Below are 14368 nucleotides of genomic sequence, written 5' to 3' on the forward strand. Positions count from 1 at the left end.
TCCCAGTAGTGAAGTCCTTTTGTGTTTTGTTTGTGTACTATGGTTTTTCTATGGGAATTTCATTTCGCTGCAAGCTCATTATTATATTATCTGATTTTATTAACTATTTTAAAAAAAAGTTGTATTGTATTTTTTATGGATTTTAAAGCAAGTAGGATATGCTTTAGAATTTTTCTAAAATTTTTGCATATACTACTTTTAAATTATCATCTGATTTTTCATATATTCTTTTTAGAATTAACTCAGGAGTACTTTTAGCGAGGAAGTTCATTTTAGGTGTTCTATCAACAATTAAATTGTAATCTTCATCTAATCCTTTTGCTTCGATACCATCAACTCTAATATCCGTATAGTTCATGAGTTCTCTTGCCATATGAGTAACTATTACACCATATGAATTTGATTCTTTTATCATGTCTATGAATGTGGATATGATTTTAACCGCTGCATCAAGTTCTGTTATTCCCTCAAGTTCATCTAAAAGTACTAATTTTTCATTATTTGTGGTTACAATTGGGATAAACACATTTAAGAATGATTCAAATGCTCCAGCATCAAGTGATCTTTTTTTGGAGAAATGATAAATTTCATCGAACAGTTTAATTTTAGCTTTATTTGCACTTACAGGAAGTCCCATTTGCGCCATTATTGATATTTGGGTTAATGTTTCAAGTAATGTTGTTTTACCACCACTATTTGCTCCGGTTAAAAGTGCAATATTTTCTTCTGGAGTTAATTGGTAATTTACTTTTTGGATGTGTTCTTTATCCTTTTTAAGTGTTAATTCTAAATGTAATGCTCCATCTAATTGGATTTCGTCACTGAATTCAGGTCTGCATAAGTCATATTCGTATGCAAAACTACCTAAGCTGAATTCATAGTCAAATTTTATAACATCATTAACTTCTTCAATAGCCTTCTTTTTAATTGTGTTTAATTCAACTGCAGCATTCCTTTTAATGTCAAAAATATCATTTTCTTTTTTTGATGATTGTTCGAGTATTATCCTTTGGATTTCAGTATCATCTATTTCTATTGGGTATGTTCTTAAAAATGGATCAAACCTTATCCCAGTTCTTTCATGAATAATTTCTTTTCTTATATTTATAATTTCATCAAAAATTTTACTAATTTTTGGAGGGAAATTGTTGTTTAATAAGTTAAGAATTTCATCTCCTTCAAGATCAACTTGCTTTATTGATTTTTCTAATTCATTATCCATATCTTCTTTAAGAGAATAAACAAGTTTTTCAATATCTACTTCTCTTTTATCTATGATATTGACTTCTTCAATAATGGGGATGATTTTTCCAAGCACGCTTTCTTTGTTTCTGATTTTTTGTATTTCATGGACTCTTGTGAATAGTTCTTTATTTTGAATAAAGAAATTGATTATTTTTTCAGGAACAATTTCATAATCATTATCTTCAATATTAATCATTACAAGATTGGGCATTCCTTCAAAGTCAAGTATTCCTTGAGAATATACATAGAATACCAAATCATAATTCATTATTTCTTCCTGAAGCAATGGTGAATCGGTTGCGGTTATTATAGGATAATATTGATTAAGTCCTAAATCAGTAAGATATGAGTTATCCTCTTCACTTTCAACGAGAATTGCTTTACTTGGATCATATTCTGCTTTTACTTCTTCGACTTCTTTTAAATTTTTCATTAATCCTCTTAATTTAATTATTGGAAGTTGTGAAACATGATTTTTTGCATTCATTACAAAATCAAGCTGTGAATTTATTTTTTCAATGTTTTTTGAAGGGGAAAGTAACAAAATTCTATTTTTTGAATATGAAGTGTTTGAATATGCTAATATTTTATTGATAATGTCTTCATAAAGTTCCATAGCCCTATCGCTTTTTATAAATTCACATTTTTCATTGTTCAGTAATTGATTCATAATATCAATTGCTTTTCTTTGACTTATTCCGTCAATGTTGGTTATTTTTTCAACATCAACATTATCAATTATTTTTTGGAGTTCTTCTTCACCTCCAACACTTTTTATAATCTTTTCAGAGATTTTATCTCCAATTCCTTTAATATTTTGCAATGTAATCCTTTCCCTTTGCATTTTTATCAAACCCTTATTTGTTACAGTATTGCTTTTTAATATATATTCAACATTTCCAAGAGCATTTGAAAAGTAATATCAATAGTTTGCTATTGTATTTTTAGGACTATATTCTATTAACTTTTTCTCATCTATTTTTCCATTTATTGCATTATTATAAATATCAATCATTTTATAATAGTCGTCATTTTTATATCTTCCATCTATTGCAAAATTAGAGTAATTAATGCTCTTTAAATAAGTTATTTCATTAATTAAAGAAAGTTCACTAGCATCAAAAATGGTTAATTCCTGTGATGAAATGCTTTTATGAATTGGATATCTGTTGTTTTTCTTATCGATTAAGTAATTCTCATAGTTCTTTTTAACTTCTGTATCATATAACAATGGATATCTAGTTTTCATAAGTTCAACTGATCCCTGAACTAGTATTTCGATTTTATGAGGATATCTACAATGTTTGATTATATCAATGTAATCTTTCTTACTTAATTCGGGGGACAATGTTAAAATTTCATAATTTTTGAGGCTACTAATTGTTTCATTGTTTGTGATATTCATGGAATAGAATCCGTACTTACCATTGAAACTATTGCTCATTATATCTAAATTATAATTCATTTTATTCAGTATACCTCTTACTTTATTTAATGATTTAATTAATTCATCATGAGTTATGTCTGACCATTTCCAAATTAATTCATAATCTTTATCATATGATATCTCATAAGCTTTTTTAATGAAATTAATCATGTAATTGATATTGGGTGTTTCTTTGGACTGAATTAATGAATCATCATTGTTTGGAATTTCCAAATACACTCTTTTAACATTTTTAATGTGTTCTAAATGTTTCAAGTTATTTGTATAAAAAGAGAGATTACATTCTGGTTTATTATTTGTATTGTTAAAGTGTTTCAATCGGATCTTTTTATTTGGATGTTTAAATGAATTAGTAACCTCTTTTTCTAGTTTTTTAAATAAATTTCTTCTAAGTTCATTAATTTTACTTATTGGGATAAATAAGGTTCCATCATAATTAACATTTATTTGAGTAATTTGATATGGGTAATTATCAATCTTTTGAAGTTGTTTTTTAATTGTTTCTTTGCTAACGCTCTTTTTGAGAGGTTTTTCAAAAGGTGTGTTTCCTATAACTTCACATTCGAATTCTTTTCTATTTGCAAGAGTTAATCTACCTTTTAGGACGGGAAACTTATTTTTAATAGAAAATGTAAGTATTAATTTGGATTTAATGAAACTGGATCCTTTAGTTTCAATTTCTTTAACTTTTTTATTTAATTTATTTCTTTTTGTTAAATACACATCAGACTTAGTTAAATCAAAAGCACTTTTTTTATTTTGCCATACTTTTTTAATGATTAATACTTTATTCTTACGGGTCAAATCTTTCATTGGTTTATTTTTACCGTTTTTAAAATGATTTAATGATGTAATAAGGGGATTTTGAGACACTTCAAATCCATAATCTTCATCATTTTTGACTATTAATAATCCATCTCCCTTTTCAGGTATGGTTTTAACTGAGTCAGTTAATCTGATTGCGATTTGATTTTTCTTAGATTCTATAACACGACCTATTTTCAATCCAACATGACCTGATTTCAAACTTCTTTTTGGAGAATCATTAAATAATCCTTCACATAAACCCCTATTGAATACAAGATTTATATTCTCGTTTTTAGTTTCTTTTTCACTTTTTAGTTTGTTTAATGCTTCACGATAGGCATGGATTACAATGGCTAAATATTCTTTGTTTCTCATTCTGCCTTCAATTTTGATGCAAGCAATATTCAATTCGGATATTTCCTTTAACTGATTAAATAAGCTTAAATCACAGGGGGACAAATAATAATCCTCTTTTTTAATGCCTTCTATTTGGTATTTTTGCCGACACGGTTGAGCACATGTTCCTCTATTTCCACTGCGCCCTCCCTTAAAACTGCTCATTAAGCACTGGCCGGAATAAGAATAACATAAAGCTCCATGTGCAAATATCTCAAATTCCATATTTGTATTCAGTGCTTTGATTTCTTCTTTTTTCATTTCACGAGGAAGTACAACACGCTTTATGCCTTTTTTTTCAAGATAATCTAATTTCAATTTATTTTCACAGGTCATTTGTGTTGATGCATGGATTTTTAATTTAGGCACATGTTTGTTAATTAATTCCACTAACCCTAAATCCTGCACTAAAATGGCATCTACTCCAATTGAATATAGCTTGGAGACATAGTTTATTACATCTTCTAATTCATCTTCTTTAATTAATGTATTTACGGTAACATAAACCTTAACATTATGCATATGTGCAATATCTACTGCATCGTTAATTTCATCTAAAGTGAAGTTAGTTGCAAATTTGCGAGCACCATAATTTTTTCCGGATAAATAAACTGAACTGGCTCCTGCATTTATTGCTATTTTTAAATGATCCATTGACCCGACAGGTGCAAGTAATTCTGGAATTCTCATTGTTTATCCTCGTGTAATCTACCTTCAATATAATTTCCTTTGTTAATATAGGATTGTGAGAAATCCATAATATGGTATTTGTATTTGGATAATTCCTCTTGGTCTTTATTGTGCAAACTTTCATTATAAATTGATAATATTTGTGCAGTATATTTTTCATTAGAATATCTGCAATCGAGAATTAATGAATCAAGACCAAATTCTTTAATTTCATTCATCTCTTCAATTAGACATAAACAATCCTTATTAATGATATGACTTTGTCTGTTGTAGTCAAAGAATACTTTATATTTGAATTTTTTCCTTTTTTTATCTTCAAGTATTGCATAATCTGCATCATTTGAAATAATGAAGTCTTTACCATCATTTAAATTACTAAAATCGTCTTTACTTACAATCACTTCAAGATTTCCATTAACAATCATTTCCAAATCAATATTTCTATCATGATTCTTAAGCACCAACTCTTTAATTTCACGACCTGAAAGTTCGGAGGATAATATTAATGATTTGAATCCTGCTTCGTTTAAATTACGCACGCAGAAACTATTCCAAACGTTTAAGTTATGGTTTCCATATATTGGGCAGTCAAATATGTCTTTCATGCCCGGGAAATCTCCCATTACTGAAATGATTATTCCTTCATTTTCAAGTTCTTTTACAATTTCACTACATTTTATTGCATCTTCTTGTGTTATGAATGAAGATAAAACCCAAACAAACTCTGTTGGGGAGGCCATTAAACTACCTTTCATTAATGTATCTTTAATATTTTTAAAGTAGTCTTCTGGATTGTTATAATGGCATGTTCCATCAAAATAAATTCTTTTTAAGTCAAATCCTGATGCTGCCCTAATTTGTGATAAATCATCAATGAACAAGGACAATTTAGGTGTTTTTTGTTTGACTTTTCCTTCATTATTTTCATAATCCTTTATAAATTTACTTAAATTCTTACGCACTTCTTTTACAGCCTTTTTAGTTGGAGTGTAATGGTTCATTAGTAATTCAGTTGCAGTATCTAATATTTCTCGCCTAATCTGGTTAATTTTACGAATTTGTATGAACATATCCTTAGGCATATTATTAAAACGAATATTCTCGATGAAGAAAGGTGTTCCACCAGTCTTATTAAGTTGAGTTTCAATTGTTTTCTCATCTACTGGCTTGTTGTTAGCTTTTTCGAACATATCCAATGATTTATGCCTAAAATTGATTAATTCCCCATCAACGTGATATTCAACCTTAGTATATAAGTTCAGTTCCTTGTCCCAGGTTAGGGATAAATTGAGGCCAATATGATTTTTAATGTTTTCTTTTTCGAATTGTTTTAAGTATTCATGAGTTGATGCAGAATAACTGATGAATACTTCCGTTCCTTCTTTAACAAGACGAGTAGTGTCGATTATAATTTCATTTTCGTCCTGTTTTATGATATTTTCCAAGTAAATTCCCTTAATTTTACCATTGTATTTGAATGCAATTCCATCTCCAGGCTCTAAGATAACAGGAATTTCTTTATTTTTTATTTCAATAGTAACTTTTGTTCCTTCAATTTTGGTTATGTCTCCAATGTATAATCCTTCGTGACCGGAACTTCCTCTTCCCATTACTTCTCCAGGTTTATCTCCCATAATGTATCCATTGGTAAATTTTCTGTTAAAAACAAGGTGTAAATCTTTTTCATAATCTCCAGGTTTACCATCAATAATATTCCTGTAACTGTTTACGATAGTTCCAATATAATCTTTGGATTTCATTCTACCTTCTAGTTTAAGGGATTTGACCCCAGCATCTGAAATTTCTTTTATGTTATTGTAAGTTGCAAGATCATGAGTTGAAAGCAAAAATCCGTTTCCTATATTGTATCCTCTGTATTTTAGACGGTATTGTCTTCTACAGGGTTGAGCACAGGCTCCTCTATTGCCGCTTCTACCACTATTATATGATGACATATAACATTTTCCACTAACACAGTAACATAGTGCACCGTGACCAAATACTTCAATGTCCATATCTATATCATCGTTTTTAAGCTGATTGTATGTTTCTTTTATTTGATTTATACTGACTTCTCTTGGTAGAACGACTCTTTTAATATTATTTTGTGATGCCCATTTAATTGAACTATAATTATTTAATCCCATTTGTGTTGATGCATGAACTTCTAAGTCGGGAATAAATGTTTTTAAAAGCCAAATTAATCCTAAATCCTGTACAATAACAGCATCAACTCCAATTTGATATAATTTGAATAAATAGTTTAATACATCCACTATTTCGAAGTTATTGATTAATGTGTTGACTGTTACATGGATTTGAGCACCATTTAAATGAGCATATTGCACTGCTTTTCCAAGTTCCTCAATCGTAAAATTTTTAGCATATGCTCTTGCACCATAATTTGGCCCTGCAATATAAACTGCATCTGCACCAGCATTAACTGCTGTGACTAATACTTCATATGAGCCTGCCGGGGCTAATAATTCTTCTAAAATCATTTTATTTTTACACCTTGATTGATTATTCATGTATATTTTTATAATTAATTATATATTAAATTTAAAACATATTCTATCTTATGTATATTGTATTTGAAGGAATTGATGGTGCTGGAAAATCAACTCAAATCCAGTTGTTAAAAGAATGGTTGGAGAATAATGGGTTTAGAGTTGAAACATTAGTTGAACCAACAAATTCAGAAGTCGGAAAACTCATTAGAAAAATATTACAACATCCTGATGCAACAACTGATAGGGTTCAAAAAACATTAGGACTTCTGTTTGCAGCGGATAGAATGCTGATAATAAATGAACTAGAAGATAAATCAAAAATATTTATTTCAGATAGATCGTTTATTTCAAGTTTAGCTTACCAAGAACCTAAAGAGTGGATTGAAATTTTAAATAAATATGCTAAAAAACCAGATTTGTTAATTTTACTTGATTTAGATGTTAAAAAATCAGTTGCAAGAACATCTGGCGATGATACTTTTGAAAATGAGGAATTTTTAATTAATGTTAAAGATAATTATTTAAAATTAGCTGAAAATTATACTACTGAAATCATTGATGCAAACAATGGTGTAAATAAAGTATCTTCAGATATTAAAAAAGCAGTTGCACCATATCTTGGAATCTGTCCAGATTGCATACAATAAATAAAAAATAAAGGAGATTATTCTCCTTCTAATTCTTTTAATCTGTCACGAATTGATGTTTCTAAAAATTCTTTTGCTTTTACAAGCTCATCATATTCCCCAATAATTTTAGGTCCAAATTCAGTTTGTTCTAATTTAATATTGAATTTTTCGAATGCATGAGCAAGCATCTGTTCACCAACACCATTTGGTAAACCCATTTCAAATTCTTCTTTTTCTTCAGCCATTTAGTGTTCCTCCATGTATTTTCTTACCGGTGCAAAGAATTCGATTAAGAAATCTTTAATTCCATTTTTTAAATCCATTGGGTGTAAATTACCTTCACTAAAGTCTTTTATTAATTCATCATGTGTGAGTTCAATGTTTCCACCGAATTTTTCAGGTCTTTTAATGAGTAATTTTTCTTGATTTGGATAAACGAAAGTTTCTGCAATTTCAATCATCGGGTTGCCTTCAATTTCTCCTTGTGGACAGTAACTTTTGTTGATTTTTTTAGTAATTTCTTCAACAGAGTCATCTACTGCAATGTAATTTCCTTTACTTGAAGACATTTTTGCATCCCCGTCAAGGCCATGTAATAATGGGGTATGGATACAAACAGGAATTTGTTCTCCAATTTTTTCTAAGTTTTCGCGTGCTAACATTTGGATTTTTCTCTGTTCCATTCCACCAAGTGCAACATCTACTTTAAGAGCAGCCATGTCCACAGTTTGCATAATTGGATAAATTACACTAGCTACTTTAGGATTGTCATCTGCACGACTTACTTGATCCATACTTCTTCTTGCTCTTTTTAAAGTAGTCATTGTAGCTAATTGATAAACTTTATCAGTATAATCATGTTCTAATTGAAATGATGAACCGTAAACATACTCAGTGCTTTCATCGAGGCCAAGAGCTTGGAAACATTTTTTATTGTATTCAGCAGTTTCGGCAATTTCTTCAATAGTTCCTTTTCCATTTAAAAATGCATGATAATCTGCTAAAAGGATTTTGATTTTAAATCCTAATTTTTGTAATTGTTTAAGTTTTTGTACAGTTACTGCATGTCCTAAATGGATTTTACCAGAAGGTTCATAACCTGTATATGCTATAGGCTCATCTTTAGCAAGTACTTCTTTTAATTCTTCAGTGTCTATAACTTCTAAGGTTCCTTCTTCGATTAACTGAATTTTTTCTTCAATATTCATTTTATCACTTAGTTTAGTAAATATGTGTAATTATCAATTTGTATAAGTTTTATTTCATCTCCAATGTTGTAATTAGAGAATTCTTTTTTCATTTCTAAATCAACTGCTGAATAATCAACTGGATCTAAAATTTGAATTGTACTTGGAGACATTGAAATTATTGTTGTTGTTTCAATATCTGATGCTTTTTTAACAAGTTCTATTTTTTCAATATTCTTTAAAGGAATATTTTGCTTTTTATTTGCTTTAATATCCATGCCGACGATTCTATTTTTATCAATACCGGTTACCTGGATTATTTTATCTTCAAATTTGATAAAGTCATTAATTTCAAATTCAGGTATTCTAACTGAAATCCAGATTCTGTAAATTCCTTTTCCAGTAGATTTGTCCTCACTGATAAGTCTTGGAGATTCTTTAATTACTCCTCCAAACTCTTCTTTTAGACCTTCAGCAACTTTTCTACCACTTTTCAGTGAACCTATGTAATAGTCATGGCCTTCTTTAAGCTTTGCTATTTGCGGACAATATGCCAACTTGTCATTTTTTAGTTGTTTTATTAAAATTTTTTCAACTATTTCGTCAGCTTTTTCAAATTCTTCACTTTTTATTTCTCTATTGTCTGCTCTGAATTGGATAACAGATTCATAATATCCAGACTGTATTTTACTGCATGTTGGACAAACTGTTTTTAGGATTTTAACTTCAGTTTCCTGTGTTTCTTCAATTTCAGTTCCTTCAACTTCTCCAACAATTTCTACATAGCATTCAGCGATTGTGCCTTTCATTTGGTCAATTTCCAAATTAATAACTTCGTTTGAGACTTCGTCAGCAATTTTTATGTTTCGCTCAAGTGCTCTATAAATTATTTCCTCTTCTGGAATGAATTCTTCACTCCATTTTCCTTCTTCAAGTTTACTATTGCAATGGCTACAAATTTGAACTTCAATTCTTTTAGGCAGTTCAATCATCTGAAAATCTTTTAAAAAACAGTCAATACAGATGTTGCCAATCATCTTTTTATCAGTACTTCCGCACTCTGGACAAAACATAGTATCAATAAAAAAATAAGAAAAAAGGTAAAATTATAAAGATTTTAAAGGTGCTGTTGCACCGCATGCAGCACATTTAAGTAAGAATATTCTACCTTCTCTGATAATTCTAGTATCTGGTCTGTTACATTCGTGACAAATTACATATTTATCTACATAATCTTCAATTCTTTCATTAATTAAATAATGAGTGAATTTACCTTGTAAAATTGCTCTTTGACCTTCGATGTTTCCTGCAGTACCTAATTCTCTCATTAAAAATTTTAATAAGTGTTGAGGGTCTCTGTTTAAACCTTCTGCAACATCTTTAAAGTTTTTAATAAATGTTCTATTACCTTGGATATCTGAATAAGCTTTAGGAATTTTGAATCTTTTGTGTTCAAATACTTCAGGAGGTAATTGGTCAATTGCTCTTTCTAATAAATCTTCGTATTTATCCATGTTATCTCTCCGTGAAAATTAGTATAAGTGTAATATATTAAATTTTATTTTACTCCTTTATTAATGTATTGTTAATTAAGGAATTTCGTATAAAAAAATAAAAAAGGGATATTTAAACAACACGTTTGAAATATCCATTTACTGGTTGATAAATAACTCCTTTTTGGACTAAGTTTTTGATAATTTGTTCGGTTTTATCTTCACTTACGCCGTATTTATCATTCATATTGGATAATAATATGTTTAAAGGAGCTTGTCCAGCATATTCTTCTTCTAGTTGTTTGATTTCTTCAGTTACTCTTTGTATTTTATCTCTGTCTGATTTTGGTGTTCCACCACTTACAATATCAGCATCTAATTCTCCAGTTTCAGGATCAACACCAACTTCTTTAAGACATGCTAATTGTAATCTAACAGCTTTTTCAGCATCCTCTTTATCAACAGTTTCTTTGAGTTTAATTTTAGCACTAGCTTCAGACAAACGAATAATAGCTTCAAGTTGTCTTGCAGTAATAGGAACTGCTCCTTGTTCTTCAGGATTACTGTTTCTTGTACTTACATAAAACTCTTTTAAAACTTCATTAGCTTCTTCGGTTAATCTAGGATTAACATTTTTACGAGCATAAGCAATATATTTCCTTAGCAGTTCTGGTTCAATTTCATAATCAACAGTATTATACTGGTGTGTTTTTAAAATATGTTCTGCTAATTCTGAATCTTTTTCTTTACTTGGTTTATCTTCAATAACAAAAATTAAATCAAAACGAGAAATAATTGGGGCTGGTAAATCAATTTGTTCTGCAAGTACTTTATATCTGTCAAATCTTCCAAATTTAGGGTTTGCTGCTGCAAGCACTGAACATCTGGAATTTAATGTCGCCATAATACCTGCTTTTGCAATACTTACAGTTTGTTGTTCTAATGCTTCGTGAAGTGCAGATCTGTCTTCTGATCTCATTTTATCGAGCTCGTCAACACAAACATTACCTTGATCCCCAAGTACTAATGCACCTGCTTCAAGAGACCATCCTCCAAGTTCATCTCTTACTGCCGCAGCTGTTAAACCAGCACCTGTTGTACCTTTACCACTTGTATAAATACTTCTTGGAGCGAGTCTGGAAACATATTTTAATATTTGGGATTTACCAATACCTGGATCCCCAACAATAAGGATGTGTATGTCTCCTCTTAATTTAGTTTCATCCTCAAGCTCTTTAGCTGCTCCTCCGAATAATTGCAGTGCAATAGCTTCTTTTACATCCCTATATCCTCTAATGGATGGTGCTGTTGATTTAATAATTTTATCGTAAATATTAGGATCTTTTGACAATTCAATGATTTCTTCTTCATCTTCTTCAGAGAGTTGTAATTCTTCAAATTCCTGTTCAAGGGGTTCAATATGGTTTACATAGATATAATTTTTAAATTTTCCACTTCTTTCTTCTCTGAAAGTTTTTAAAGTCCCAGTGATTCTTACTTTATCTCCAGGGTTTAATTTATCAACTAAATCATCTTCTAAAACCATCAACATCTGTTTAGGTTCAGTTCCTCCAGATAAGTTTTCCAAAGGTTCCTGCATTCTTGCAGTTTGTGTATCAATATATTTGGATTCTTCCTGAAGTAATCTAAATGATCTTCCACCACATTCACTGCATAATGAAGGTTCTATTATGGTGTTTGCTGAACTCTGTTCGACTTCATGTAATCTCATGCAGCCTCTACATTCAAAGACACCAGTTTCAATACGGGGTCTTATTTCATCAGTTTTTCTAACAATTCCATCTGCTGAAACAAAAGTTCCAATATATTTACTTAAAAGGGTTTTTAATGGGATAATGTTACTTAGCTGTTCGAAACGAATGTTGATATCTGCATCTTTAACGAGGGGGTCAATGTTTTTTATAGCTATACTAGCAGCATGAATAACTTCTTCTGGTTTATCTATTAATAAATCTGCTAGATCTGGATCGAATATTTCTAGCGCACGATAATCTACAGTAAGTGACCGTTCATCAGGGTATTTTTCAAGGATGTCAAATACATCATCCTTATAAGATGTGGCAAAAAATTCTTCAAATTTTGCAATTGATGTTTGTGATTTAGTAGTTGAATTCATTATCTTATTATTTATTATTTCATAGTTAAAAAAAATTTTGATAAAAATAGTGTTGGTAATAAAAATTATATACTAAAATTAATATAGTATAATCTAATATTTTTTATATAAATTATGTGAGGATAATATGAGAAAATCTAGATTAAATTTATTTAAATCTACTTCTATGATGATTTCTGTTGTTGGAATAATAATGATAATTTCAACAATCATTGTTGTGGCATATGTGGGGTATAGTATTGTTTCATCCAGCATTACTAATGACATATCCTCTGGAACACAATATGACGAGCTTGCAGAACTTAAAGCTGAATATGGTAATTTATCTGTAAAATTTGATAATATTAAATCAACATATTATGCAGGTGATTCTAATGATGTTAAAGTTTATAATGAAGCTAAACTAGAATTGTCTCGGGCCAATTCGGCTATTGAAAATGTTCAAAGTGCTTTAGATGCGGATAAACCATCAAATGATGTTGATAGTAGATTAGTCTTTGCTAAGGAAAAACTCCAATCTGCTGAAGATGCTTATAATAGTCTTTAATTTTTTCTTTTTTTTCTATTTCTTTTATTAGGCATATATTCCAAGCCAACAACATACATTTCAGAACTTTTTTTACGTGATGATGCAGGTTTTGTTGTTCTTACATGTCTGAATTTACCTTTAAGGGAATCTAACATGTTTTTATATTCAGGACCTTGAAATACTTTCATTATGAGGTTTCCCTTTTCTTCTAATATGTTTTCAGCTATTTCGATTACAACATTGACCAAGTCAATTGATCTAAGTTGGTCAATATTTTTAATTCCGCAGAGTGAAGGTGAAGCATCAGACATAACTACTTTTGCCTTTCCACCGATAAGTCCCATAATTTTTTCTTGGATTTCTGGTGTTGTAAAGTCTCCTCTAATTCCATAATAATTTTCTTCATGGAATTTTTTAAACCTATTTAAGTCCACTCCAACAACAATCCCTTCTTCACCAACCTTTTCAAGAGCAACCTGTGACCATCCTCCTGGTGCTGCTCCAAGGTCTACTACGGTGTTTCCCTCTTTAATGAGTTTATATTTTTTATCAAGTTGTTTGAGTTTATATGATGCTCTTGAACGGTAATCTTCTTGTTTAGCTTTTTTATAATAGGGGTCATTGTGTTTTTCCATTTGCCATCTGCTTCCCATTTCAATCCCTCTTGTATTTGTCAAAGTCAAGTGCACTGCAAACCGGTGCACCAATTTTTATTATTTCCACATCCACTTCTTTTTTGTTAATCTCAAGTAACATCACAGTTCTATCTGCAAGCCTTGGTACAATTGGGCTTCCCGGATTTAAAAGTAGAATCCCTTCGATTTGTTCAATTTTTGGTTGGTGTGAATGTCCAGATACTAAAATATCCACACCTAACTGTCTTGCTAGATATAATAATTGTTGTGTGTCTGCTCTTGGATAAACTTCTCCATGGATTAATCCGATTTTTAAATCTTCTGCTTCTATTACTCTTGCTTTTGGAAGGTCAATTCCTTTGATTCTATCCATATTTCCTTGTATTGCCATGGTGGGAGCTATTTCTTCTAATTTTTCTATAACTTCCATGGAAGTTAAGTCTCCAGCATGTAATATTAAATCAACATCATTAAAAGTTTCAATTACTTTTTGAGGTATTTCTTTTGCTCTGTCTGGAATATGAGTATCTGAAATCAAACCGATTAACATAATTTTCAATCCTTATTTATTCATTTAAAATATTTGTTTTAATAATATTTAATTTATGAGTATATTATCCACTTTAAAAATATTTATTCTAAAAATTGACTTCAAATAAA

12 protein-coding genes are annotated in these 14368 nt (G+C 29.9%); 2 read left to right on the forward strand and 10 right to left on the reverse strand.

What is annotated here, in order from left to right:
• Window positions 1–163: 163 nt before the first annotated feature.
• From ACR0P1_RS06060 to ACR0P1_RS06070, 3 genes are all read right to left on the reverse strand, one after another.
• Complete coding sequence (locus ACR0P1_RS06060; RefSeq protein WP_432645510.1) at window positions 164–2089, reverse strand: MutS-related protein; 1926 nt, start codon at window positions 2087–2089, stop codon at window positions 164–166.
• A gap of 78 nt (window positions 2090–2167) precedes the next feature.
• Window positions 2168–4585 carry a DUF3656 domain-containing U32 family peptidase gene (locus tag ACR0P1_RS06065; RefSeq protein ID WP_432645511.1) on the reverse strand — a complete coding sequence of 806 codons (2418 nt, stop codon included), beginning with the start codon at window positions 4583–4585 and terminating at the stop codon, window positions 2168–2170.
• Window positions 4582–7086, reverse strand: coding sequence for a U32 family peptidase (locus ACR0P1_RS06070; RefSeq protein ID WP_432645512.1), 2505 nt, complete (start codon window positions 7084–7086; stop codon window positions 4582–4584). The genes ACR0P1_RS06065 and ACR0P1_RS06070 overlap by 4 nt, the downstream gene beginning before the upstream one ends.
• A gap of 80 nt (window positions 7087–7166) precedes the next feature.
• Between ACR0P1_RS06070 and tmk the strand changes: the two genes are divergently transcribed.
• Window positions 7167–7745: a dTMP kinase gene (tmk, locus tag ACR0P1_RS06075; RefSeq protein ID WP_432645513.1), complete on the forward strand. Its 579-nt coding sequence runs from the start codon at window positions 7167–7169 to the stop codon at window positions 7743–7745.
• Between the two features lie 17 nt (window positions 7746–7762).
• Here the strand turns inward: tmk and ACR0P1_RS06080 are convergent, their stop codons facing one another.
• The 5 genes from ACR0P1_RS06080 to mcm form a co-directional block, all read right to left on the reverse strand.
• A complete protein-coding gene (locus tag ACR0P1_RS06080; protein ID WP_432645514.1) occupies window positions 7763–7972 on the reverse strand; it encodes a hypothetical protein in 210 nt (69 codons plus the stop codon).
• Entirely contained in the window at window positions 7973–8935 is a 963-nt protein-coding gene (locus ACR0P1_RS06085; RefSeq protein ID WP_432645515.1) for a tyrosine--tRNA ligase, read from the reverse strand. It abuts the gene before it with no gap.
• A gap of 8 nt (window positions 8936–8943) precedes the next feature.
• Entirely contained in the window at window positions 8944–9987 is a 1044-nt protein-coding gene (locus ACR0P1_RS06090; protein WP_432645516.1) for a 60S ribosomal export protein NMD3, read from the reverse strand.
• A 33-nt stretch (window positions 9988–10020) separates the two neighbouring features.
• A complete protein-coding gene (locus tag ACR0P1_RS06095; RefSeq protein WP_067040760.1) occupies window positions 10021–10428 on the reverse strand; it encodes a translation initiation factor IF-2 subunit beta in 408 nt (135 codons plus the stop codon).
• Window positions 10429–10540: 112 nt separating this feature from the next.
• Window positions 10541–12544, reverse strand: a complete 2004-nt coding sequence (gene mcm, locus ACR0P1_RS06100; RefSeq protein WP_432645517.1) for a minichromosome maintenance protein MCM — start codon at window positions 12542–12544, stop codon at window positions 10541–10543.
• A gap of 127 nt (window positions 12545–12671) precedes the next feature.
• On the opposite strand from mcm, the gene ACR0P1_RS06105 reads away from it, so the two are divergent.
• Complete coding sequence (locus ACR0P1_RS06105) at window positions 12672–13091, forward strand: hypothetical protein (RefSeq protein ID WP_432645518.1); 420 nt, start codon at window positions 12672–12674, stop codon at window positions 13089–13091.
• Here the strand turns inward: ACR0P1_RS06105 and ACR0P1_RS06110 are convergent.
• Both ACR0P1_RS06110 and ACR0P1_RS06115 read right to left on the reverse strand, forming a co-directional pair.
• On the reverse strand, window positions 13088–13726 hold the full coding sequence (locus tag ACR0P1_RS06110; RefSeq protein ID WP_432645519.1) for an RlmE family RNA methyltransferase: 639 nt from the start codon (window positions 13724–13726) through the stop codon (window positions 13088–13090). The two genes, ACR0P1_RS06105 and ACR0P1_RS06110, sit on opposite strands and share 4 nt — an antisense overlap.
• Window position 13727: 1 nt before the next feature.
• A complete protein-coding gene (locus ACR0P1_RS06115) occupies window positions 13728–14267 on the reverse strand; it encodes a metallophosphoesterase (RefSeq protein ID WP_432645520.1) in 540 nt (179 codons plus the stop codon).
• Window positions 14268–14368 lie beyond the last annotated feature (101 nt).

The organism is Methanobrevibacter sp. (assembly GCF_050872065.1).
Classification (GTDB): domain Archaea; phylum Methanobacteriota; class Methanobacteria; order Methanobacteriales; family Methanobacteriaceae; genus Methanocatella.